Origin of the sequence: Alcaligenes sp. Lyrl_28 (assembly GCF_051948705.1) — a bacterium.
GTDB classification, from domain to species: domain Bacteria; phylum Pseudomonadota; class Gammaproteobacteria; order Burkholderiales; family Burkholderiaceae_B; genus Alcaligenes; species Alcaligenes ammonioxydans.
Genome location: NZ_JAYJLG010000001.1, coordinates 457,814 through 480,916, shown reverse-complemented (window position 1 = coordinate 480,916; position 23,103 = coordinate 457,814). Strand labels below are relative to the sequence as shown.

Sequence of the window (23,103 nt, the reverse complement as noted above, 5' to 3'; positions counted from 1 at the left end):
TTGTGGGCGGTTTTTTTGACTACTGAGCAAGGCGCAAAACTTAATAAACGCCTTGATGACGCATGGCACTGGCGACTTTGACAAAGCCGGCAATATTGGCGCCGTTAACGTAGTTGATGAAGTCATTTTCTTGACCATAGTTCACACAATTTTCGTGGATGTCACGCATGATGGAGTGCAGCTTTGCGTCAACTTGTTCACGTGTCCAGTTCAGGCGCTGGGCGTTTTGACTCATTTCCAGACCAGAGACGGCAACCCCGCCGGCATTGCTGGCTTTGCCGGGAGCGTACAGAATCTTGGCGTGAATAAAGGCATCGACCGCATCCAGCGTGCTGGGCATATTGGCACCTTCTGCCACGCAACGCACACCATTTTTGATCAGGATTTCAGCATCTTTGCCGTCGAGCTCGTTTTGAGTCGCGCAAGGCAGGGCGATGTCGACCGGCACATGCCAGGGGCGTTTGCCTTCTTCAAAAAGCAGGCCATGTTCTTTGGCGTAATCCACCAGACGACCACGCTGAACGTTCTTGACGTGCATCAGGGCAGCCAGTTTTTCGCGGGTAAAGCCGTCCATGTCCACCACGCAGCCTTGCGAGTCGGAAACGGTAACCACTTTCGCGCCCAGATCCAGACATTTTTCAATGGCGTACTGAGCCACATTGCCCGAACCGGACACTGACACGGTCATGCCGTCAAAGGACAAGCCTTTGCGAGCCAACATTTCCTGTGCGAAGTAGACGGTGCCATAACCGGTAGCCTCGGGACGAATCAAGCTGCCGCCAAAGCACAAATCCTTGCCGGTGAACACACTGGCCGCGCTGTTGGACAGTTTTTTCATCATGCCGGCCATAAAACCCACTTCACGCGCGCCTACACCGATATCACCGGCTGGAACGTCGGTGTCCGGACCCAGGTGACGGTACAACTCAACGATCAGGGCCTGGCAAAAGCGCATCACTTCGCCGTCTGATTTGCCCTTGGGGTCGAAGTCCGAGCCGCCTTTGCCGCCGCCCATGGGCAAGGTGGTCAACGCGTTTTTGAATGTTTGTTCAAAAGCCAGGAACTTCAGAATGGACAAGTTCACCGAAGGGTGAAAGCGCATGCCGCCCTTGAAAGGACCGATGGCATTGTTGTGCTGAATACGGAAACCGCGATTGACCTGAACCTGGCCACGATCATCTACCCAGGAAATACGGAACTGGATAGCGCGCTCGGGTTCGACCAGACGCTCGAGCAGACCATGATCGGCGTACTGGGGGTTTTTCTCGATGAAGGGCCACAAGCTGGTCATCACTTCCCGTACGGCCTGCATGAATTCAGGCTGATGCGGGTCGCGGGACTGTACTCTGGCTAGGAACTGTTCTAGAGAGATAGATTTCATTGCAAGCGAACTCTGTTTGCAATACTGAGATTTCGAGTGGAACTCAGCAGATTGAAAGAATGGATGCACGGGAATGCACCCGATCATACGCCCATCGCAAGCAAGCCTCTCGTATAGAGAGGCTTGCGCAGGATGTTCGATTTACTTCTTCATCATGTCGAAGAATTCGGAGTTGGTCTTGGTAGCCCGGATTTTGTCCAGGATAAACTCCATGGCTTCAATTTCATCCATCCCATGGATGAATTTGCGCAGAACCCAGACCTTTTGTAGAAGGTCGGGCTTGATCAGCAATTCTTCACGACGTGTGCCTGATTTGTTCAGGTTGATGGCAGGGTAAATGCGTTTCTCGGCCAGACGGCGCTCCAGATGGATTTCGGAGTTGCCGGTACCTTTAAATTCTTCATAGATGACTTCGTCCATACGGCTGCCGGTCTCGATCAGGGCAGTACCGATAATGGTCAGGGAGCCACCTTCTTCCAGATTACGGGCAGCGCCAAAAAAGCGTTTGGGGCGCTGCAGGGCATTGGCGTCCACACCACCGGTCAATACCTTGCCGGAAGCAGGAACCACGGTGTTGTAGGCGCGCGCCAGACGGGTAATGGAATCGAGCAGGATCACCACGTCTTTTTTCAATTCAACCAGGCGCTTGGCCTTTTCAATGACCATCTCGGCCACTTGCACGTGACGCGTGGCCGGCTCATCAAAGGTCGAGGCCACGACTTCGCCGCGCACGGTGCGCTGCATTTCGGTCACTTCTTCCGGGCGCTCGTCCACCAGCAGGACAATCATGGTGGCCTCGGGGTAATTGGTGGTGATGGCATGAGCGATGTGCTGCATCATCACGGTTTTACCCGACTTGGGACTGGCCACGATCAGGGCGCGCTGGCCTTTGCCGATAGGCGAGAAGATATCCAGGATACGACCTGTGATGTTTTCCTCGCTTTTGATGTCGCGCTCCAGCCGCATGGGCTGGTCCGGATGCAGCGGCGTCAGGTTTTCAAACATGATGCGGTGTTTGATGGCCTCGGGCTGCATGCCGTTGACTTTGTCCACCTTGACCAGGGCAAAGTAGCGCTCGCCATCTTTGGGGGTACGCACTTCGCCTTCGATGGAGTCACCCGTGTGCAGATTGAAACGGCGAATCTGCGAGGGAGAAATGTAGATATCGTCTGTGCTGGCCAGATAAGAGGTCTCGGGCGAACGCAGGAAACCGAAACCATCAGGCAGGACTTCAAGCACCCCGTCACCGAAAATCTGCTCGCCTTTTTTGGCGTGCTTTTTCATGATGGCAAACATCAGCTCTTGCTTGCGCAAGCGGTTCGCGTTGTCGATTTCCAGAGTGGCAGCCATTTCTAGCAGCTGCGAGACGTGCAGAGCTTTTAATTCGTTCAGGTGCATGGGTGTGGGGAAGGGCTTTCAGCAGCAGACCGCAGGCCAGCATAGGGCCTGCGTGCGGTTAATCAGAGATTACAGGGAGCTGTCGAGAAACGCGCTAAGTTGGGACTTGGAAAGTGCGCCGACTTTTGTCTCGGCCACTTTGCCGTCTTTAAACAGCATGAGCGTTGGAATACCGCGAACACCGTATTGAGCGGGGGTGTCGGGATTTTCATCGACGTTGAGCTTAGCGATGATAACACGACCTTTGTACAGTTCGGCCGCCTCATCGAGCAAAGGAGCAATCATTTTACAAGGACCGCACCATGCAGCCCAGTAATCGACCAGAACGGGAAGGTCGGCTTTGAGGACGTCAGACTCAAAAGAGGCGTCCGTAATATGTTTGATGGAGTCGCTCATGGCTAGATACAAAAAAAGAGAGATAACGAAAAACTATACGGGTGGCGTGACCTGAGCACAATGTATTCTACGGCCATTTGCCACGGTCTTGTTGCCAATTTTTGACAGGATACCACTGCGTCTGCCTGATAATGTGCATTCACCGCGCAGTGCGCGTCAATAAAGCGTTTGCCCATTGGCGCCTAAGCACTCGTAAAATAGCGTTTTTCTGTACGATCTACCGGGAATCAAGTTGTCTACTACACGTTACGACGAATCTTCTATACGGGTGCTCAAAGGGCTGGAACCGGTCCGCCAGCGCCCGGCCATGTATACCCGCACGGACAATCCCCTGCACATTGTGCAGGAGGTCATCGATAACGCGGCCGATGAAGCGCTGGCCGGTTTTGCACGCACCTTGACGGTTACCTTGCTGGAGGATGGCGGCATACAGGTCGAGGATGACGGGCGGGGGATTCCCGTTGGTCTACATCCTGAAGAGAACGCGCCGGTGGTGGAGCTGGTGTTTACCCGGCTGCATGCGGGGGGCAAGTTCGACAAGCTGAACGGGGGCGCCTACGCGTTCTCCGGGGGGTTGCATGGGGTGGGCGTATCGGTGACCAACGCCTTGTCGCGCCGTCTGGAGGTGCTCGTCTGGCGGGATGGTCAAGCCAATGAGATTGTGTTTGCCGATGGCGAGTTGCAGCAGCCCCTGACCCAGACGGGGACGGTGGGCAAGCGCAAGACCGGAACCCGGGTGCGCGTCTGGCCCGATCCCAAATACTTCGACTCCGCTCAGATACCCCTGGCCCAGCTGACTCATATCCTGCACAGTAAAGCAGTGTTGCTGGAGGGGGTGACGGTAGAGCTGGTGCAGCAAAAGACCGGCCAGCGTCAGCAGTGGCGCTATGAGGACGGATTGCGCGGCTATCTTCAGGAAGAAATGCAGGGCGTGGAGCTGTTGGTGCCCTTGTTCGAGGGCCGCCAGTATGCGCCGCAGGATGACGATAATTTCTCCCCGGGTGAAGGAGCCCACTGGGTGGTGGCCTGGACGCTGGAGTCCCAGATTGTGCGTGAGTCTTATGTCAATCTGATCCCCACCCCGGCGGGAGGCACGCACGAATCGGGCTTGCGTGATGGCCTCTACCAGGCGGTGCGTAGTTTTGCCGAACTGCACAGTCTGATTCCCAAGGGCGTCAAGCTGCAGGCCGAGGACGTGTTTGCCCGGGCCAGCTTTGTGCTCTCGGCCAAGGTGCTGGACCCGCAATTTCAGGGGCAAATCAAGGAAAAGCTCAATAGTCGTGACGCCGTGCGTCTGGTCAGTGGTTATGTGCGCAACGCACTGGAACTGCATTTGCATGCGAATGTGGACCAGGGTCGCAAATTGGCTGAAGTGGCGGTGCGTCAGGCCCAGGCCCGTACCCGCTCGGCTCAGAAAGTGGAAAAACGCAAAAGTTCGGGCGTGGCGGTCTTGCCGGGCAAGCTGACGGATTGCGAGTCCCACGATCTGGACAATTCGGAGCTGTTTCTGGTCGAGGGTGATTCGGCCGGCGGTTCCGCCAAAATGGGCCGCGACAAGGAGTTTCAAGCCATTTTGCCGCTGCGCGGCAAAGTGCTCAATGCCTGGGAAGTGGACCGGGACCGGCTGTTTGCCAATCAGGAAATTCACGATATTTCCGTGGCCATCGGCGTGGACCCGCACGATGCCCAGTCCGAGCCGGATTTGTCCGGTTTGCGCTATGGTCGCATCTGCATTCTGTCTGATGCGGACGTGGACGGCTCGCACATTCAGGTGCTCTTGCTGACTTTGTTCTTTCGCCACTTCCCCAAGCTGATCGAGGCTGGTCACGTTTATGTGGCGCGTCCGCCCCTGTTCCGCGTCGACGTGCCTGCCGCCGGCAAGCGTGCGGCCCGCAAGATTTACTGTCTGGATCAGGGCGAGCTGGATGCGGTTTTGGAAAAGCTGCGTAACGAGGGCATACGTAACGAGTCCTGGAGCATCAGCCGCTTTAAAGGGCTGGGTGAAATGAGCGCGGAGCAATTGTGGGATACCACCATGAATCCCGATACCCGTCGTTTGTTGCCCGTGCATTGGGGAGAAGACGGCTTGAGCGGCACGCAAGCCATGTTCACCATGCTGATGGGCAAGGGCGAGGCCTCTGCCCGCCGTGCCTGGTTGGAAGAAAAAGGCAATTTGGCCGATCTGGACGTCTGAGCCCGACTTAAGAGTTATTTATGGACAGCAATCAATTGGATTTTGAACCGGCGGGATCGGACGATGGCATCACGCTGGCAACTTACGCGGAACAGGCTTACCTGGATTACGCCGTTTCAGTGGTACGCGGACGTGCGTTGCCCGACCTGACCGATGGCCAGAAGCCGGTACAACGCCGCATTCTGTACGCGATGGATGCCATGGGCCTGGGCCCAACGGCCAAGCCCGTGAAATCGGCCCGTGTGGTGGGGGATGTGCTGGGTAAGTATCACCCGCACGGTGACCAGGCCGCCTATGACGCCATGGTGCGTATGGCGCAGGATTTTGTGCTGCGTTATCCCCTGGTGGATGGGCAAGGCAACTTTGGCTCGCGCGACGGTGACAATGCTGCGGCCATGCGTTATACGGAAGCACGCTTGACCCCGTTTTCCCGTCTGCTGCTGGATGAGCTGGACGAAGGGACGGTGGACTTCATTCCCAACTATGACGGCAGTCAGAAAGAGCCGGTGACCTTGCCGGCACGCTTGCCCATCATGCTGCTTAACGGTGCATCGGGCATTGCCGTGGGGATGGCTACGGAGATTCCGTCTCACAATCTGCGTGAAGTTGCGCAAGCCTGCGTCAGCCTGTTGCGCAATCCGAATTTGAGCGATCAGGAAATCCACGAGATCGTCCCCGGCCCGGACTTTGCCGGTGGTGGTCAGATCATTTCTGCCGCTGCTGATATTGCCGCGGTGTATGCACAAGGTCGTGGCTCGATCAAGGCCCGAGCCCGCTGGGTGTTTGAGGAACTGGCTCGGGGGCAATGGCAGCTGGTTGTCACGGAATTGCCACCCGGCAGCTCTTCTCAGCAGATTCTCGAGGAGATTGAGGAGCGCACCAACCCCAAGGTCAAGGCCGGCAAGAAATCGCTGAGTACCGAGCAGCAGCAAACCAAGGCCTTGATGCTGAACATGCTCGATGCCGTGCGCGACGAGTCGGGCAAGCAGGCGGCGGTGCGTCTTGTGTTCGAGCCCAAATCCCGCACCATTGACCGGGACGAGTTCGTGACCACCTTGCTGGCGCAAACCAGCCTGGAGCGCAACGTCTCCATCAATCTGGTCTGCATTGATACGGATGGCCGCCCCGGCCAGCGCTCTTTGCGTCAGATCCTGCTTAACTGGCTGGAGTTTCGTCGTCATACGATGGAGCGTCGTACCCGCTACCGTCTGGACAAAGTCACTGACCGGATTCATGTCCTGCAAGGGCGCATGGTGGTCTATCTGAATGTCGATGAGGTCATTCAAACCATTCGTGAGTCTGATGAACCACGCGTTGCGCTGATGGAGCGCTTTGATCTGAGCGAGCGTCAGGCGGACGACATTCTGGAAATGCGCTTGCGTCAGCTGGCGCGTCTGGAAGGCTTCAAGATCGAAAAAGAGTTGCAAGAGCGTCTGGATGAACAGCAGTCCTTGCAAAAGCTTCTGGATGATCCCAAGGCCTTGAAGCGCTTGATGATTCGTGAAATCGAGGCGGACGTCAAAACCTACGGCGATGATCGTCGTACCTTGATTGAAGCGGCCGAGCGCGCCGTGCTTGAGACCAAAGTGGTTGATGAACCGGTGACGGTCATCGTGTCGCGCAAAGGGTGGTTGCGTTCGCGTCAGGGACACGGCCATGATGCCACGCAGTTCAGTTTCAAGACCGGCGATGGCTTGCGCGATGCACTGGAATGCCGCAGCACCACGGATCTGGTTGCCATCGGCACGGATGGACGGGTCTATACTGTGCCCGTTTCCAGCCTGCCTTCGGCTCGAGGCGATGGGCAGCCCATTACCTCCATGATTGATGTGAGCCCCAGTGCGCCGATCGAGCACATTTTGGGGGCCGCGCCGGAGCAGAACTATGTGCTGGCAGCCTGCGATGGCTACGGCTTTGTTGCCTCACAGGGCGATATGAACACCCGACAGCGGGCGGGCAAGCAGTTTGTTACGCTTGAAGAGGGTAAAAAACTGCTCAAACCCCTGGCCTTGCGCCCCGACGATCTCTATGTGGGGCTGCTTAGCGAACAGGGACGTTTCCTGGTCGTGGACATCAAGGAGCTGAAAGTCCTGTCCAAGGGGGGGCGTGGCACGGTGCTGATCAAGCTGAACGAGGGAGACACGCTGAGTCAATGGGTAGCCTTTGGGGAAACCGGTCTGGCGGTCAGTGGAGTGCATCGCAAGCGTGCGTCCACCATTGTGATGGACCTGGATATGCTGGCCATGTATCTGGGCAAGCGCGCCGGCAAGGGCAAGACCCTGTCGCTCAAATTGAACGAGCCCGTGCTGCATCGGCCCGACCTGGCCTGAGTGTATATTGCCGCCGGAGGTTGGTCCTCCGCCTGATGGATTTCTTTGTAGAGTGTTGGATATGAGTTTCAAAGTCACGGTTCAGCCCAGCGGGCACAGTTTTGATGTACAGCCTGGCCAGTCGGTGCTGGATGGCGCGCTGAATGCAGGGATTGTCCTGCCCTATAGCTGCCGCAACGGCACATGTTCATCTTGCCGCGGCAAGGTTATTGACGGGCAGTACGATGCCGGTCGGGCGCCCGAGCAATTGCTCAGCCAGGAGGATCTTGCTGCTGGCTATACTCTGTTTTGTCAGGCCAAGCCCAGCAGTGACCTGTTGATCGAGTCTCATGAGATTCGCATGGCGAGCGATATCCAGATCCGGAAGATGCCCTCGCGCGTAGTGGGCCTGGAAAAAGTGCGGGATGATGTCATGATCGTCCGTCTGCAAATGCCGTCCTCCGAACCATTTCGCTACTATCCGGGCCAGTATCTGGAGTTCATTCTGAAAGACGGCAGCCGTCGCAGTTACTCGATGGCGACGCCGCCTCGGGAAGATAATCAGGTCGAACTGCATATCCGTCACATGCCCGGTGGCGTGTTTACCGATCACGTCTTTGGTGCCGGCGCCACCGCCATGAAAGAGCGCGAGATTCTGCGTGTGGAAGCACCTTTGGGTTCTTTCTTCCTACGAGAAGACAGTGCAGCACCGATGGTTTTCCTGGCCAGCGGCACGGGTTTTGCTCCTATCAAGGCGTTGATCGAACGCCTGATTCAAACCGGGAGCCAGCGTGAGGTGGCTCTGTATTGGGGCGGTCGTCGGCCCAAGGATCTGTACCAGTCCGAATTGGCCGAGAAATGGGCCAGCGAATTGCCCAATTTGCGTTTCATTCCGGTGATCTCCGACGCCCAGCCAGAAGATGGCTGGACAGGCCGCACGGGCTTTGTGCATCAGGCGGTATTGGCTGATTTGCCGGATCTGTCGGCCTGGCAGGTGTACGCCTGTGGCGCGCCGGGCATGGTTGAAGCGGCCCGCAAGGACTTCGTGGAGCAGGCTCGCCTGAATCCGGATAATTATTTTGCAGATGCCTTTACATCCTTGGCAGACGTCAAGTAAGCGTCTTGAACACTAGCTCAACAAGCGGACAGTACACATGAAAGTAGCAGTTCTGGGCAGCGGCATTATTGGGGTATCAACTGCCTGGTGGCTCAGCCAGCACGGTTGCGAGGTGGTGGTTGTGGACCGGGGAACGGGCCCTGCACAGGAAACCTCGCGAGCCAATGGCGGGCAAATCTCGGTCTCGTACGCCGAGCCATGGGCCAACCCGAAAATGCCGCTCAAACTGCTGAAATGGTTGCTGCAGGATGATGCACCTTTGCTATTCCGTCCGCGTTTGGACCTGCGCCAATGGCGCTGGTGCCTGTCTTTCTTGCGCGAGTGCTTGCCCGGACGGGTTGCGCCCAATGTGCGCGCCTTGGTGGCCATGGCAGAATATAGCCGCAGCACGCTCAAGCAGTTGCGCCCTGATCTGGATTTTGATTATCGCCATCAGGAAAAAGGCATCATCACGTTTTACCGGGATGCCCAAAGTCTGGACGATTCCCAGCAAATGGCCGATGTCATGCGCGATATGGGCGTAGATCGCCGTATCATGAGCGTGGACGAGCTGGTGCAGCTTGAGCCCGCTCTGGCATCGGCCCGTGGTCAGATTGTGGGGGGCGACTACACCAAGGACGATGAGTCCGGCGATGCCAACCAGTTTGCCTGCGGTTTGGCCGCCATGGCCGGGCGCGCCGGGGTGGAATTTCGCTTTTCCACCCAGATCACCCGTTTGTTGACCGCCAAAGGGCGAGTGCTTGGGGTGGAGGTCATCGGGACGGATGGCGGCTATGAGTCTATCCAGGCCGATGCCTTTGTGGTGGCCATGGGCAGTTTCAGTCCATCGGTCTTGCAGCCCTTGGGCATTGCCTGCCCCGTCTACCCGGCCAAAGGCTATTCGGCCACCTTTCCGGTGCTGGTTCCGCAGGGAGCGCCCACCGTGAGCCTGACCGATAAGGACAACAAGCTGGTATTTTCCCGTTTGGGTGACCGCCTGCGAGTTGCCGGAACCGCCGAGCTGTCGGGCTATTCGCGCAGCTTGAACCCGGCACGTTGTCAGGCTTTGTTAATGCACGTGGCTGATCTGTTCCCAAGTGCATTGGATTTTGATAATGTTTCTTTCTGGTCAGGACTGCGTCCTGCCACAGCCTCAAATGTTCCGCTGATAGGCCGCTCCTCCATCCCCAACCTGTACCTGAATACGGGGCATGGCACCTTGGGATGGACGATGGGCATAGGCTCTGGTCGAGCCCTGGCTGACCTTATCATGGGGCACAAACCCGAACCTGAATTTCCTTTTTTATCATGAAGGATGTATGAAAAATCTACGCGGATTACTGTTGAAACGTGGTGTTATGGCTTTGGCGATGGCAGCGGGTGGCTCAGCCGCTTTGCTGTTTGGGTCCAATGCCCTGGCAGCCGTTGACATTCAGGTCTGGACCGCTTTGAACGCGCACAATCAGGGCGAGTTTGAAAGTTTGGTTCGGGATTTCAATCGCAGCCAGAAAGACGTCAAAGTGACGGTCAAGGCGCATGAAACCGAAGCGGCGCTCGAGCAGCTCATGAGCGCTGGCAAGGATCTGCCCAATCTGGTGCAGCTTGGCGAGATGTCCGGTCTGGATGAGGTGGCCGATCGCCCCTACATCCTGCCCATGCACACCTTGCTGGCACGGGAAAAGATGGACAACGTGTCCTGGTTCCTGGCCTCGAACTCATTTGTGCGCAATGGCCGTGGTCAATTGCAGGGGTTCCCTTACATGGCCGAAATCCCCGTCATGTACTACAACATCAATGCCTTTGATAAGGCCAAGGTCGAGCCCGCGGTTCCCAGCCGGGTCTGGCTGGACTTGCAAGGCCAGTTGGTGCAGTTGGCCAATAATGGTTCGCGCCGTTGCCCGCTGACCTCGGATCAGTCGGTGTCTATCAATCTTGAGAATCTGGCTGCGGTCAACAATCAGATCTACGGTCTGGCTCCCGGCCCCAAAGTCAAAGGCAAGGTCGGCTTTGATTTTGATCTGATGTATATCCGTCACCTGTCCATGATGATCAGCTGGGTCAAGTCCGAATTGCTGGTTAAGCCGGGCACCCTGCCAGAGTCGCCCCAGCGTTTTGCAAAAGGCGAATGTGCAGTCATGCTGTCCAACTCTGGTCATATTGGCGAATACAGCAATACTCGCGGATTAAAATATGCCGTGACGGGTTTGCCGTACTACCCCGAAGTGACTCAAACGCCCGGTAAACCCTTCGTAACGGGCTCGGCCTTGTGGGCTGTTAAAGGTCATAATGCTGAACAGAATCAGGCCTCGGCCCGTTTCATCAACTGGCTGGCTCAGCCCGAGAATGCGGCACGCTGGTATCAGAACACAGGCTTTCTGCCTGTGAGCCGCGAAGCGTTTAACGCGACGGGCAGTGACTACTACAAGGACAAGGGCGACTGGATGCACCTGGTTGGCGCGTACAGCAGCGGCACCTCGGGTACGGCCAAAGGCAATTTCCGTAATTACCGCCAGATCCGCGCCGTGTTCAATCAAAGTCTGGATAGCGCGCTGGATGGTCATCAGCCGGCCTTGACGGCCTTGCGTACGGCTGCTACCGAAGCCAACCGTCTGGTGGCTCAGAAAGGACGCTGATTTATCTGTCCGTACAAGCCGATCTGGCGGCTTGAGCGAGCATCACCGAAGATAAACCCCATGCCCCTGACGGGACATGGGGTTTTTTCTATGGATGTCTGTGATGCGCGTCTTTGCCCGTTTTATCGTGTTGTTGCTATGTTGCCTTGGGATGTCTGCCTGTCAGACTGGACGGGGGAGCGATGGCCGCTTGGCCGACCCGGCTACGCGTGTGTTCAATTTCGACTGGCGTTTGTCAGGCGACCCGCAAGCCGGCCCCATGCAGGTTTTTGATAATGGCACGCGTATCTGGCTGCATTTTGCGCCGGGCCAGAGATTGCCTGCTGTGTTTGGATGGCATGACGGTCAGGAGACTTTGCTGACATTGAACGTGTCCGGTCAATTTCACGTCATTGATGCATTGTGGACGGAACTGGTGTTTCGCGCTGGGCGGGCGCAAGCCAGGGCAAGTCTGAGACCGTCGCAGACAACAGACGACGCCTCGCATCGTCAGCATGATGGGGCTGCTGCTTTGTCGTCGCCGGCCCCTTCGGACAGGCAGTCACGGCAGAACGCTGCCCTGGGGAAGCCCGGCCTGTCTGGTGATACGTCTCTGGGAGTAGCGGCTCCTTCCGTCACGGATGGACGTACTCAGTCCGAGAGCAGGTCTGGGACGTCCTTGCGATCTGAGTCATCTGCGCGCCTGGAGATGCTGCCAGAGGCTCCACTGAAGCGCCCAATGCCGCCAGAGCGCCCGGCAGACAGTCTTGTAGCAGCATCTGCTGCAGGGGGGAAAACATCCCCGGCAACCCCGCCCTCTGATCTTGATGGGGGAAAGTGGGCGCGGATAGAGGGGGAGGGGCAGGCAGCGACTCCTCGCGTGAAAGGACAGAACCAGCAGGCTGTGGAGGGGCCATGGGAGGAAAAAACACAGTCTGTTTTTGAGCTGCGCCTGAACGATAAAACGCTACGACAAGCGCTGATTCGTTGGGCCAGGCAGGCCAAATGGGGGTTTACGCCTGAGCATTGGGCCTTGGAGGTGGATTTTCCTATCAAGACGGCCGCCCGATTTGAAGGAGGTTTTGAGACGGCGGTGGCTCAGTTGCTGGATGCGGCTAAGCTGAATGCGCATCCTTTACAGGCCTGCTTTTACTCCAATCGGGTCTTGCGGGTGCTGAGCTGGCCCCAAACCTGCGAACCTCAGCGACGGGGGGAGGGGCAATCATGAAGTCCGTCGTTTTGCCACTGGTGTTGCTCATGGCAGGCTGCGTCTTGCAAACAGGCGGACGCCAGGCTGAGCAGGCCTGGTTTGATGAGGCGTTTGTGCTGGGTTCAGCAGAGCAACGGTCGGAAAGTGTCACACAGTCTGTCGACAAACCTTGGCTGTTGGGAGACGCAGTTCCCTTGAGAAAAAAGCCTGTTATGCCGGCTGTCCTGCGTCCCGGACAGACTTTCAGCTTTTCTTTGGAGGAACCTTTACCCAGCCTGGATGAGCTAGCCCGCCGCCTTTCAGCCCTGTCTGATCTATCGGTCACGATCAGTCCTGAAGCCCGTTTGCCCCTGGCACACTTTTTACCGCGCCTGAACGTGAACGAGGAAGCTCTTGAGCCAGCGCCGCGTGGGGGTTTGGTCTTTGAGCAATTGCGCTTGTCTGATTTACTGGATCAAATCGCCGCAGTCTACAGTCTGAGCTGGCGGCTCCATGCCGGTCGCATCGAACTGTATCGTATAGAAACCCGTCGTTTTGATCTGCCTGTCGCCGCCACAGAGCAGCATGTCCGTTCCGCTCAAGCCGCTGATAGGGGCGGCTTGGGTGATACGGTGCTTGACCGAGGTCAGGATGAGGGAAGAGGCCGTTCGGCTGCCGCGTATCTGCAGGACATGACGGAAATGTTCTTGTCCCGGGCCGGAAAGGTCAGAGTTCTGGGGCATCCTCCTCATGCCTTGCTGGTGACAGACACGCCGGCCCGTCTGAGTGCCTTGGGCTTGGCCCTGAAGCAACAGCCCGAGTTATGGCACCGGGATGGAATGTTGCCCGGTAAAACACAGCTCAAGGGGGGGCGATGATCTCCGCCACCTTGCCGCGCGAATACTGGTTTGGCTTGCAATGGACTGAGACTGAGCAGAGGCCGTTTGGTGGCCCGCCGGGTCGCTCTCGATGGATATGTCGTATGGGAGCGGAACGGCCCGCACTGGGCTGGGTGTGGGGCAAACAACTGCGTCACCGGCGTCGTGGCTCGGTACTCCGCCTGGCGCGGACGGGGCCGACGCGCTCGGGATTGAGAGGCATCCAGGCCCACTCTGCGGCCGCCTGCCTGGCGGTTCATCACCCTCAGGAAACGGTGCTCCTGTTATGGGCCGTAGCCCCTGGACTGCTGTGGTTCCTGGTGCTGGAACAAGGTAAGGTGGTGGAGGGCAGTGACTGCGTGCTGTCTCAGCTCGGGCAAGTGCATGCCTTGCGGCAAGCGATGCGGACACGGTATCCCAGGCTGCGTGAATTGCGGCAACCTGATGATGTATGGATATGCCTGGAGCAGGGCAGTCGTACCCATACACGCATGCTGCGTCAATCTATCACCAGGATCGGAGATACAAAAAAAACGTTTATCCGCCTGTTCACGCTGTCTCTGTTCTTGATGATGGGAGTGGCTAGCGTGCTGTCGGTGGGTTTACGGGACCAGAACAGCAGAGGAGGGTCCCCTGACAGCCCGGGTTTTAAGATAAGCATTGAGCCAAGTCTCCACCTTCAGTTCACCCCTCGTCTTGACCCAGCCAAGAGCCTGGTGTCCGCTTCTGGCCCAGACTTAGACGATGATCCAAATCCAAATTTAAACTCAGGTTCAGACTCAAGCTCCAGTGTAGAGTCAGATCAGGAGCCGGACCCGGCCGCTGCCTCGACTGGGGTCTTGGCTTCCGTTACCTCCCCTGGCTTGCTCACGGTTTCAGCTCCTTTGCCAGCTCCCACTTCAGCCTTACGGGCTCCCTCCCGGCAAAGTGCGACTGCAGGTTTGGAACTCACTTCAGGGCAGGATGCGGGCCGTGCCTTCGCCCTTCTTCAGCAGGCGGCCCAACCCGAGGAGCGGTCTGCAGCGAATTTGTCGATAAGGGACACGTCTCACCAAGGGCGAGGCTGGCAATTGCGGCACATAGACCGTCGTGCGTCGTTCGATGCCTGGGAGTGTCACAGTGTGTGGGCCTGTCTGCGACAGGAAACAGAAAAGAAAGTGGGCCATGCTCGCCCTTCCAGGGTCGCAGAAAGCGCGCCTCAATCATTCAGGCCTGAGTCCTGGGCAAGTTTGAAAGCGATCTACGGTCGCGATACGCGCTTGCTGGCCGAGGTGCAGATCGGTCAGCGTGTGCTGTTGTTTCAGCAGGGGCAGGTATGGCCCGTGGGACGAGAGCGTGATCGGCAAATCCGCTTGTTGTCACTGGACAGTCGTTGTATCGAGCTTGAATTCGAGCCTGAAGCAGGACAGAGTTTGTCTCCAACCTCAACGCCAGCCCCTGTCCCTCCTCCAGCACAGGCCCAAAGCCGGGTACAAGGCCAGACTCCATCAAACGCTCACACCCAGCCACACGCGGTAGACCAGAGCCAAACCCAGGTTCGGGAGCACGGTCAAACCCAAGCACAGGAGCAAACTCAGGCACGGGGGGCAGGCCACGCTCCCTTACGGCATCAAGCTGGAAATTATCGCAATGCGCAAGCCAATACACACAGTCAGCCCCGGCAGGCGATGCAGTCATTCCGATCTGGCAAGCTATGTCTGGCGGCAGGGAGTGGGTAAAGCCCGCAGCAGTCTTCGCTACCAGGTGCGTGGCGCCATAAGAAAAAACCCCGACGTGACATGTGTCACATCGGGGCTGGAGGGAGCGGGCTGATGGCCCTGTCAGGGCTTGGCCTGGGGCACTCCTAGTCGCGTGTACCGCTCCAGGCGGCAATCGCGGCACGCTCTTCGTCAGTCATTTGAGTCATATTGCCCAAAGGCATGTACTTGGAGTGCACCACGGTTTTCACCTGTTCTGCGTGCAACACGGTGTTGTCGATGGTATCGAGCAGCATGCCGGCAGGGGCGGCGGTAAAGCCAAAGTCTGCATTGGGCTTGACCGCGTGACACTGTACACATCGGGCATCCATGATTTCCTGGACGCGAGCGACCGTGATCGTTTCGGCGGCCTCACCGGCTGCTGGAGCGCTGGCAACCTCACCTTTGAGATTGGCAGGGGCAGCCAGGTAGCCCACGATCAGCAGGAGAACCACACCGGCAGCCGGGTAGGCTGGCTTTTTGATGCCGGCATGCATCAGCACAAAGTACTGACGGATCAGGGCGCCGGCAAAGATGAACAGCACCATGATGATCCACGCATTGGGGTTGTTATACGTGAACGAGTAGTGGTTGCTCAGCATCAGCAACAGGACAGGCAGCGTGAAGTAGGTATTGTGTACCGAACGCTGTTTGCCGCGCTTGCCATCCAGAGGGTTGGGCGCCTGACCGGCTTTCAGTGCCTTGACCATGCGGCGCTGGCCGGGAATGATCCAGAAGAACACGTTGGCCGACATGCTGGTGGCCATCACGGCGCCAGTCAGCAAGAAGGCAGCACGACCCGAGAAGATGTGGGCGCTCAGGTAAGCCACCACGACCATCATGATGGCCACAGCCACGCTCAGCAGGCCGTCGCGGTTCATGTTGGGACTGATCAGTCGGCACAGACCGTTATAGACCACCCAGCCCAGCACCAGGAAAGCAATGGCCATCACATTAGCCTGCGTGCCCGACATTTGGGCCGCCCATTCCCAGGGACTGTTGGGGTTGACCAGATAGAACTCGGGTTTGGTCAGGTAAAGCAGGGCGAACAGGAAGAAGCCGGACAACCAGGTGGTGTAGGACTTCCAGAAAGACCAGTGCAGGTCATCGGGCAGTTCGGCCGGGTTGGTCAGGTATTTCTGGTTGTGATAGAAGCCGCCGCCGTGGACTGCCCACATCTCGCCAAACACACCGCGTTTCTTGCTTTCTTCGCCTTTAGGCGGTTTCAGGCCGTTGTCCAGCATCACAAAGTAGATGGACTCGCCGATCCAGGCGACAGCCGCAATCACGTGCAACCAGCGCAGCAGCAGGTTGCCGTACTCAAGTAGGTAAGCGTACATAAAGATCTCGTATCAGAGTGGTTTCGTATAGAAGCGAAAAGTCGACTTGGATACGCGATCAGCTGCCGCGATAGGTAGACCAGGACCAGGGGGTCACGACCAGGGGAACGTGGTAGTTGGCGTTGGCATCGGCGATACCGAACCGAATGCCGACCTGATCCACAAAGCGGGGTTCAGGCAATGCCACACCACTGGCGGCAAAGTAGTCACCGGCATGAAACACCAGTTCAAATACGCCCGTGTGCATGGCCTGGCCTTGCAGCAAGGGCTCATCACAGCGACCGTCGCTGTTGGTGTGAGTGGTTTTGATCAGAGTGCGTTGATCGTTTTCAATGGCATACAGATCGACGCGCACGCCGCTGGCTGGGCGACCTTGAGTCGTGTCAAGGACATGGGTAGATAGCTTTCCCATAAATGTCTCCGGTTTATGGTGATCAAAAAAGGTCCAGCGAGCCCAGTTTTGAGAACCGGCCGGGGGCCAACGGTGCAAGGATCAGTGCGCTGGGTTGAGGCCCCGAAACTGTCGCTCTGTTTGAGGAATCAGATTGTCGACAATTTATGTTGACGATTTTGTCGGGGTACCGAATAATTGTCAATAGTCAATAACGAGAAATTCTATGCTTCAGATACGGCGGCAAGAGGGGACGACGAATGAATCCCAAGCGCCAAGCGCCTCCTCGCTGCTCGAGGGTGGCCTGGCAGATACCGAGGTCGGGCGTGTATATAGCCAGATCTTCGATGCGGTTGTCGATCGTCGTCTTTTGCCTGGCACCAAACTGACCGAAGCCACGCTATGCACGATCTTCGAGTGTTCGCGGGCGACCGTGCGCGCCGCCCTGGCTGCCTTGGAGCACGACAAGATTGTGGTCATCGAGCCCAATCGCGGTGCGTTTGTCTGGAAGCCCACGGCCAAGCAAACGCGCGACGTCTTCGAGCTGCGGCGCGACCTGGAGTCGCTGATCCTGAAAAAACTGCTCGCTTATCCCGATGTGTCCGAGCGTTTGGCCGGTCTGTACGACATGGTGGAGCGAGAGCAGCACGCGTTTGAGCACGGCGATCGCATCAGCTGGTTGCGCCTGTCCAATGCCTTTCACGTGATGCTGGCGCGCTGCGCCGGCAACGATGAACTGACCGAGCTGATGCACACCTTGTGTGCGCGCACCACGCTCATCATCGCCTATCACGACACGCCGGGCGAACAGGCCTGCTCGTTTCATGAGCATAAAGAGATTTTGGACAAGCTTAGCCAGGGAGATGCCCAAGGCGCGCATCTGGCTATGCATCATCACTTAAGTGATTGTGAACATCGCATGAGCGAAGCGGGTGATGGCAGTGTTGCCGATCCTTGGCTGGCCCTCAGCGTAAAACGCTAAACGGAGACGGTATGTCCTTGAGTAAGTACCCTCGTGACCTGGTCGGTTACGGCAAAAACGTGCCCCATGCACAATGGCCTGATCGGGCGCGCATCGCGGTGCAGTTTGTCTTGAACTATGAAGAAGGGGGGGAGAACTGCGTCCTGCACGGTGACCCGGGCTCTGAGCAGTTTCTGTCCGAGATCATCGGCGCAGCAGCCTACCCGGACCGTCACTTGTCCATGGAATCCATTTATGAATACGGCTCGCGGGCGGGTGTCTGGCGGATTCTGAAAGAGTTTGAAAAGCGCGGCCTGCCCATGACCATCTTTGGTGTGGGCATGGCGCTGGAGCGTCACCCCGCGCTGGCACAGGAATTTGTGCGCCTGGGACATGAAATTGCTTGTCATGGCTACCGCTGGATTCACTACCAGAACGTGTCTGAAGAAGTCGAACGCGAGCATATGCGCCAGTGCGTAAAAGTGCTGACGGACTTGCTGGGCCATCATCCCGAGGGCTGGTATACCGGTCGGGACAGCCCCAATACCTTGCGTCTGGTGGCCGAAGAGGGTCAGTTCTTGTACAGCTCCGATTATTACGGTGATGACCTGCCGTTCTGGACCGAAGTTCAGCTCAGCGACAATACGGTCAAGCCCCAGTTGATTGTGCCCTATACGCTGGACAGCAATGACATGCGTTTTGCTGCCCCTCAGGGGTTCAACACGGGCGACCATTTCTTCTCCTACCTGAAAGACGCATTTGACGTGCTCTACGAAGAAGGTGAAGACGCTCCCAAGATGCTGTCCATCGGTTTGCATTGCCGTCTGATCGGCCGCCCTGGGCGCTTTCGTGCCTTGCAGCGCTTCCTGGATTATGTGCAGTCGCACGAGCGTGTCTGGGTTTGCCGCCGTGTGGATATTGCCCGTCATTGGGCCGAGCACCATCCCTATCCGTCCAAGGCTTGACCGGGGCAGGGCCAGGGTTTGTGTCTCCTGGCCCATCAAGATGGCATCCTGAATTTGAGCAGGGTGCATGGACATTCCGACTCGCCAGGGTCGGAATTGTTGTTTCTACCCGCTGAAAACAGTACTATTTGTCGCTTACGCAGCCGCTCGTACAGGGAGTGTGGCGTCCTGGCTTCTCACTGCTTTGCCGGGGCGGCAGGTGTTGTGCCAGCGCAGCGCGCGCATGGGCTGCAAGGCTGATCGTCTTATAATAGGCAGTTAAATTTTCCATCGCGTTGCATGTAATGAAAACCTCAGAAATTCGTCAGAAGTTTCTTTCTTTTTTTGAATCCAAGGGACACCACATCGTTTCCTCGGCTTCGCTGGTGCCAGGCAATGATCCTACCTTGCTGTTCACAAACGCAGGGATGGTGCAGTTCAAAGATGTGTTCACGGGCAAGGAAACCCGCCCCTACAACCGCGCTACCAGCTCTCAGCGTTGTGTTCGTGCCGGTGGCAAGCACAACGACCTGGAAAACGTGGGCTACACCGCCCGTCACCACACCTTTTTTGAAATGTTGGGCAACTTCAGCTTTGGCGACTACTTCAAGCAAGACGCCATTCGCTATGCCTGGGAACTGCTGACGACGGTTTACAAACTGCCTGCCGAAAAACTCTGGGTCACCGTCTATCAGGAAGACGATGAGGCCTACGATATCTGGGCCTCGGAAATTGGGGTGCCCAAAGAGCGCATCATCCGCATTGGCGACAAGGGTGGCGTGCGCTACAACTCGGACAACTTCTGGCAGATGGCCGATACCGGTCCCTGTGGGCCGTGCTCTGAAATCTTCTACGACCACGGTCCTGATGTTTGGGGCGGCCCTCCCGGTTCGCCCGAGGAAGACGGCGACCGCTACATCGAGGTGTGGAACCTGGTGTTCATGCAGTTCGAACGTTCCGCTGACGGCACCATGACGCCGCTGCCCAAGCCTTGTGTGGATACGGGCATGGGTCTGGAGCGTATTTCGGCGGTGTTGCAGCATGTGCACTCCAACTACGAAATCGACCTGTTCCAATCCCTGATTCAGGCCGCCGCACGCGAGACCAAGACCAGTGACCTGAGCAACAACTCGCTCAAGGTGATTGCCGATCATATCCGTGCCTGCAGCTTTCTGATTATTGACGGGGTCATTCCCAGCAATGAAGGTCGCGGCTATGTGTTGCGCCGTATTATTCGACGCGCTCTGCGTCACGGTCACAAGCTGGGTCAGAAGGGCCTGTTCTTCTATCGCCTGGTGCAAGACCTGGGCTTGGTCATGGGCGAAGCCTATCCCGAGCTGATTAGCCAGCGTGAGCGTATCGAACAGGTGCTGCGCCAAGAAGAAGAGCGTTTCAGCGAAACGCTGGAAAACGGCATGCGCATTCTGGAAGGCGCTTTGGCCAACCTGCCAGAGAATGTCAAGCTGGACGGCCAGACGCTGTTCACCTTGTACGATACCTACGGTTTCCCCGTGGACTTGACCGCCGACATCTGCCGCGAGCGTGGCATTGAGGTCGATCTGGACGGTTTTGAAGTCGCCATGGAAAACCAACGCCAGATGGCACGCGCTTCGGGCAAGTTCAAAACAGCCGAAGGCTTGAGCTACTCCGGGGTGCAAACTCGTTTTGATGGTTACACCACCCTGGAAGGCAGTGGCACGGTCACTGCCTTGTATGTGGATGGCACCTCCGTGCAGTCCGTGACCCCGGGCCAGCAAGCGGTAGTGGTTCTGGATGCCACCCCTTTCTACGCCGAGTCCGGTGGTCAGGTAGGTGACGCAGGTATCCTGAGCGATGCCGCGGGTTTGTCCTTTGAGGTGCAAGATACCCAAAAGATTTCCAATCAGGTTTTCGGGCACCAAGGCGTGTTGAACGCAGGCACCCTGACAGTGGGCCAGACCGTTCAAGCCCAGGTGGATACCGAGCGCCGCGAGCGTGTGATTCGTAACCACTCGGCCACGCATTTGATGCACAAGGCTTTGCGTCAGGTGCTGGGCGGTCACGTTCAGCAACGTGGTTCCCTGGTAGATGCTGAAAAAACCCGTTTTGACTTTGCGCACGATGCCGCCATGACGGCCGAGCAAATCGCGCAAGTCGAAGCGATTGTGAACGAGCAGGTTCTGGCGAACCAGGCCGTGCAAGCCCAACTGATGTCCTTTGACGACGCCGTCAGTGGAGGTGCCATGGCTTTGTTTGGTGAAAAGTACGGCGACGAAGTGCGCGTGCTGGATATCGGTTTCTCGCGTGAACTGTGCGGTGGCACTCACGTTCAACGCACGGGCGACATCGGCTTGTTCAAGATTGTCTCGGAAGGTGGTGTCGCCGCTGGCGTGCGCCGTGTCGAGGCCATTACCGGCACCAACAGCCTGCATTGGGTGCAAGCGCGGGAGCGCTTGCTGAGCGAGGCTTCTGCCAGCCTGCGTACTCAGCCAGAAGGTCTGCTTACCCGTATCAACGCCTTGCAAGGTCAGATCAAGGATTTGGAGCGCGAGCGCGAGCAAATGCAATCCAAGCTGGCGGCTTCGGCTGGTCAGGATCTGTTGGCTCAGGCCGTACCCTTGAATGACAACAGCCGCTTGCTGGTGGCCACGCTGCAAGGCGTGGAAGCCAAAGCCTTGCGCGAAATGGCCGATCAGTTGAAGAACAAGCTGCAGTCTGCCGTGATCCTGCTGTCTATCGTGGCGGACGGAAAAGTCAGCCTGGTGGCAGGCGTAACGCCTGACCTGACCTCCAAGGTCAAGGCGGGTGACCTGGTGGGCTTTGTAGCCTCGCAGTTGGGCGGGAAGGGTGGTGGTCGTCCTGATATGGCCATGGGCGGCGGTACCGATGCCAGCGTCTTGCCACAGGCCAATGCCTCGGTGCAGGCCTGGGTCCAAAGCAAGTTGGGTGCGTAATGGCGATGTCCGAGACTGGCGCTTTGCCCAACAGCGATCTGCAGGTGGATGCAAGCGGGCTGAAATGCCCCTTGCCCATCCTGCGTGCCAAGAAAGCTTTGGCGCAACTGGAGTCCGGGCAAGTGTTGCAAGTTATCACCACCGACCAGCACGCCATTCAGGATTTTCAGGCTTTTTGTCGCCAAACTGGCAACGAATTGTTGGCTCAAGACCAGCAAGCCGAAAAAACTCTGCATTTTTTACGCCGTCGTTAAGCTGACGGCGGTAGAATACTGTTTTGTCTGTTGCGTATCTAGCACTGAATCTGCTATCTTAGCGTGTTACTTTTGGCATGCTTGCCAGAATAGTGCTAGAATTTTTTGTTTACCTTACACAATAAAGGGATTATCAATGGTGGTAATTCGCTTGGCCCGTGGTGGCTCCAAAAAGCGTCCTTTTTACAACGTAGTAGCCGCCGAGGCGAGCCAACGCCGTGATGGTCGCTTCATCGAACGTCTGGGTTTTTACAACCCCGTTGCTGGCGAAGGTCAGGAAAACCTGCGTCTGCAAATGGACCGCGTTAAGCACTTCACCGACAACGGTGCACAGGTTTCGCCCGCTGTGGCTCGCCTGTTGAAAGAATACTCGGCTAAGGTTGCTTCGGCTGCCTAAGTTGATTCACCTGTTTTTTGGTAGTGTTTAGTGTGAAGCAAGACGCGATTCCTGCTGACCTTGTTGAGTTGGGACGCATTGTTTCCGCTTATGGCGTGCGTGGCTGGGTTAAGATCCAGCCGCATTCCATGCAGACCAAAGCACTGCTAAATGCAAAAACATGGTGGTTAAAAACGCCCCGGCCTGGATCTCAGGCGGGCGTTTTTGCGTCTGCATCGCCAAGACAGATCCAAACAGCCAAGCAGCATGGGGCAACCATCGTGGCGCAGTTTGAAGGTCTGGATAATCGAGAGGTGGCCCAAGCCCTTAAAGGGCATACGGTTTGGGTATCCCGTGCCGCTTTTCCCCCGGCGGACGACGATGAGTTTTATTGGGTTGATCTGATCGGCTGCCGCTTTTTTGGCGAGCAGGAGGGCCAGGCGCACCTTCTGGGCCAGGTGGCAGAAGTGCTGGATAATGGCGCTCATTCGATTTTGGTCGTGCATCGGGGCTGCTGGGACGCCAACGGCGTCTTTGCGCCTGAGAAAGACGAGCAGGGCCGACCACTGGAAGAGCTGGTGCCCTTTGTGCAAGCCATTGTGCATACGGTCGATTTGCCTGCTCGCGAACTGCATAGTCACTGGGCGATTTGACTCTTCCCTGCCTAGCGATTGCGATACTAAGGCCCGCTGGGCTCTGTATCGTCATGCTCCAG

The 23,103-nt window shown here is 57.2% G+C and carries 19 protein-coding genes and 1 pseudogene; 15 read left to right on the top strand and 5 right to left on the bottom strand.

Annotated elements, in window-relative coordinates; genetic code table 11:
- Positions 1-40 precede the first annotated feature (40 nt).
- From gdhA to trxA, 3 genes are all read right to left on the bottom strand, one after another.
- Positions 41-1,381 (bottom strand): NADP-specific glutamate dehydrogenase, encoded by a 1,341-nt coding sequence (gene gdhA, locus VF694_RS02150; protein WP_003799268.1) that lies wholly within the window; start codon positions 1,379-1,381, stop codon positions 41-43.
- Between the two features lie 141 nt (positions 1,382-1,522).
- Positions 1,523-2,779 (bottom strand): transcription termination factor Rho, encoded by a 1,257-nt coding sequence (gene rho / locus VF694_RS02145; RefSeq protein WP_003799272.1) that lies wholly within the window; start codon positions 2,777-2,779, stop codon positions 1,523-1,525.
- 69 nt (positions 2,780-2,848) lie between these two features.
- Entirely contained in the window at positions 2,849-3,175 is a 327-nt protein-coding gene (gene trxA / locus VF694_RS02140) for a thioredoxin TrxA (protein WP_003799275.1), read from the bottom strand.
- Positions 3,176-3,407: 232 nt separating this feature from the next.
- On the opposite strand from trxA, the gene VF694_RS02135 reads away from it, so the two are divergent.
- From VF694_RS02135 to VF694_RS02095, 9 genes and pseudogenes are all read left to right on the top strand, one after another.
- The gene (locus tag VF694_RS02135) at positions 3,408-5,369 is read left to right on the top strand and encodes a DNA topoisomerase IV subunit B (RefSeq protein ID WP_039942892.1); all 1,962 of its coding nucleotides are present in this window, start codon (positions 3,408-3,410) and stop codon (positions 5,367-5,369) included.
- A gap of 20 nt (positions 5,370-5,389) precedes the next feature.
- Positions 5,390-7,699 (top strand): DNA topoisomerase IV subunit A, encoded by a 2,310-nt coding sequence (parC, locus tag VF694_RS02130; RefSeq protein WP_429642957.1) that lies wholly within the window; start codon positions 5,390-5,392, stop codon positions 7,697-7,699.
- Positions 7,700-7,760: 61 nt separating this feature from the next.
- Positions 7,761-8,795 (top strand): CDP-6-deoxy-delta-3,4-glucoseen reductase, encoded by a 1,035-nt coding sequence (locus VF694_RS02125; RefSeq protein WP_131070674.1) that lies wholly within the window; start codon positions 7,761-7,763, stop codon positions 8,793-8,795.
- 37 nt (positions 8,796-8,832) lie between these two features.
- Positions 8,833-10,086, top strand: a complete 1,254-nt coding sequence (locus VF694_RS02120; RefSeq protein WP_003799284.1) for a D-amino acid dehydrogenase — start codon at positions 8,833-8,835, stop codon at positions 10,084-10,086.
- A gap of 7 nt (positions 10,087-10,093) precedes the next feature.
- Positions 10,094-11,407 carry an extracellular solute-binding protein gene (locus VF694_RS02115; protein ID WP_003799285.1) on the top strand — a complete coding sequence of 438 codons (1,314 nt, stop codon included), beginning with the start codon at positions 10,094-10,096 and terminating at the stop codon, positions 11,405-11,407.
- A 76-nt stretch (positions 11,408-11,483) separates the two neighbouring features.
- Positions 11,484-11,786, top strand: a pseudogene (locus VF694_RS02110) (TrbG/VirB9 family P-type conjugative transfer protein); the annotation flags it as partial.
- A gap of 480 nt (positions 11,787-12,266) precedes the next feature.
- A complete protein-coding gene (locus VF694_RS02105) occupies positions 12,267-12,614 on the top strand; it encodes a toxin co-regulated pilus biosynthesis Q family protein (protein WP_440163814.1) in 348 nt (115 codons plus the stop codon).
- Positions 12,611-13,453 carry a hypothetical protein gene (locus tag VF694_RS02100; RefSeq protein WP_440163623.1) on the top strand — a complete coding sequence of 281 codons (843 nt, stop codon included), beginning with the start codon at positions 12,611-12,613 and terminating at the stop codon, positions 13,451-13,453. The genes VF694_RS02105 and VF694_RS02100 overlap by 4 nt, the downstream gene beginning before the upstream one ends.
- A gap of 1,229 nt (positions 13,454-14,682) precedes the next feature.
- Positions 14,683-15,171, top strand: coding sequence for a hypothetical protein (locus tag VF694_RS02095; RefSeq protein ID WP_131070670.1), 489 nt, complete (start codon positions 14,683-14,685; stop codon positions 15,169-15,171).
- Between the two features lie 125 nt (positions 15,172-15,296).
- Here the strand turns inward: VF694_RS02095 and VF694_RS02090 are convergent, their stop codons facing one another.
- Complete coding sequence (locus VF694_RS02090; protein ID WP_240208593.1) at positions 15,297-16,529, bottom strand: urate hydroxylase PuuD; 1,233 nt, start codon at positions 16,527-16,529, stop codon at positions 15,297-15,299.
- Positions 16,530-16,587: 58 nt separating this feature from the next.
- Positions 16,588-16,941, bottom strand: coding sequence for a hydroxyisourate hydrolase (gene uraH, locus VF694_RS02085; RefSeq protein WP_003799293.1), 354 nt, complete (start codon positions 16,939-16,941; stop codon positions 16,588-16,590).
- A gap of 205 nt (positions 16,942-17,146) precedes the next feature.
- Here uraH and VF694_RS02080 point away from each other — a divergent pair, with 205 nt between their 5' ends.
- From VF694_RS02080 to rimM, 6 genes are all read left to right on the top strand, one after another.
- The gene (locus VF694_RS02080; RefSeq protein WP_059318847.1) at positions 17,147-17,902 is read left to right on the top strand and encodes a GntR family transcriptional regulator; all 756 of its coding nucleotides are present in this window, start codon (positions 17,147-17,149) and stop codon (positions 17,900-17,902) included.
- Positions 17,903-17,913: 11 nt separating this feature from the next.
- Positions 17,914-18,846: an allantoinase PuuE gene (puuE, locus tag VF694_RS02075; RefSeq protein ID WP_440163621.1), complete on the top strand. Its 933-nt coding sequence runs from the start codon at positions 17,914-17,916 to the stop codon at positions 18,844-18,846.
- A gap of 284 nt (positions 18,847-19,130) precedes the next feature.
- On the top strand, positions 19,131-21,758 hold the full coding sequence (gene alaS, locus VF694_RS02070) for an alanine--tRNA ligase (protein ID WP_440163620.1): 2,628 nt from the start codon (positions 19,131-19,133) through the stop codon (positions 21,756-21,758).
- Positions 21,758-22,012, top strand: a complete 255-nt coding sequence (locus tag VF694_RS02065; RefSeq protein ID WP_003799297.1) for a sulfurtransferase TusA family protein — start codon at positions 21,758-21,760, stop codon at positions 22,010-22,012. Before alaS ends, VF694_RS02065 begins: the two co-directional genes overlap by 1 nt.
- Before the next feature lie 136 nt (positions 22,013-22,148).
- Positions 22,149-22,409, top strand: coding sequence for a 30S ribosomal protein S16 (rpsP, locus tag VF694_RS02060; protein WP_003799298.1), 261 nt, complete (start codon positions 22,149-22,151; stop codon positions 22,407-22,409).
- 32 nt (positions 22,410-22,441) lie between these two features.
- Positions 22,442-23,041 carry a ribosome maturation factor RimM gene (gene rimM, locus VF694_RS02055; protein ID WP_131070666.1) on the top strand — a complete coding sequence of 200 codons (600 nt, stop codon included), beginning with the start codon at positions 22,442-22,444 and terminating at the stop codon, positions 23,039-23,041.
- The last annotated feature ends 62 nt before the right edge of the window (positions 23,042-23,103 follow it).

Excerpts from the sequence above, each read along its gene's own strand:
- gdhA (WP_003799268.1), bottom strand. The coding sequence starts at position 1,381 with ATGAAATCTATCTCTCTAGAACAGTTCCTAGCCAGAGTACAGTCCCGC.
- rho (WP_003799272.1), bottom strand. The coding sequence starts at position 2,779 with ATGCACCTGAACGAATTAAAAGCTCTGCACGTCTCGCAGCTGCTAGAA.
- trxA (WP_003799275.1), bottom strand. The coding sequence starts at position 3,175 with ATGAGCGACTCCATCAAACATATTACGGACGCCTCTTTTGAGTCTGAC.
- parC (WP_429642957.1), top strand. The coding sequence starts at position 5,390 with ATGGACAGCAATCAATTGGATTTTGAACCGGCGGGATCGGACGATGGC.
- VF694_RS02125 (WP_131070674.1), top strand. The coding sequence starts at position 7,761 with ATGAGTTTCAAAGTCACGGTTCAGCCCAGCGGGCACAGTTTTGATGTA.
- VF694_RS02120 (WP_003799284.1), top strand. The coding sequence starts at position 8,833 with ATGAAAGTAGCAGTTCTGGGCAGCGGCATTATTGGGGTATCAACTGCC.
- VF694_RS02115 (WP_003799285.1), top strand. The coding sequence starts at position 10,094 with ATGAAAAATCTACGCGGATTACTGTTGAAACGTGGTGTTATGGCTTTG.
- VF694_RS02100 (WP_440163623.1), top strand. The coding sequence starts at position 12,611 with ATGAAGTCCGTCGTTTTGCCACTGGTGTTGCTCATGGCAGGCTGCGTC.
- VF694_RS02090 (WP_240208593.1), bottom strand. The coding sequence starts at position 16,529 with ATGTACGCTTACCTACTTGAGTACGGCAACCTGCTGCTGCGCTGGTTG.
- uraH (WP_003799293.1), bottom strand. The coding sequence starts at position 16,941 with ATGGGAAAGCTATCTACCCATGTCCTTGACACGACTCAAGGTCGCCCA.
- VF694_RS02080 (WP_059318847.1), top strand. The coding sequence starts at position 17,147 with ATGCTTCAGATACGGCGGCAAGAGGGGACGACGAATGAATCCCAAGCG.
- puuE (WP_440163621.1), top strand. The coding sequence starts at position 17,914 with ATGTCCTTGAGTAAGTACCCTCGTGACCTGGTCGGTTACGGCAAAAAC.
- alaS (WP_440163620.1), top strand. The coding sequence starts at position 19,131 with ATGAAAACCTCAGAAATTCGTCAGAAGTTTCTTTCTTTTTTTGAATCC.
- VF694_RS02065 (WP_003799297.1), top strand. The coding sequence starts at position 21,758 with ATGGCGATGTCCGAGACTGGCGCTTTGCCCAACAGCGATCTGCAGGTG.
- rpsP (WP_003799298.1), top strand. The coding sequence starts at position 22,149 with ATGGTGGTAATTCGCTTGGCCCGTGGTGGCTCCAAAAAGCGTCCTTTT.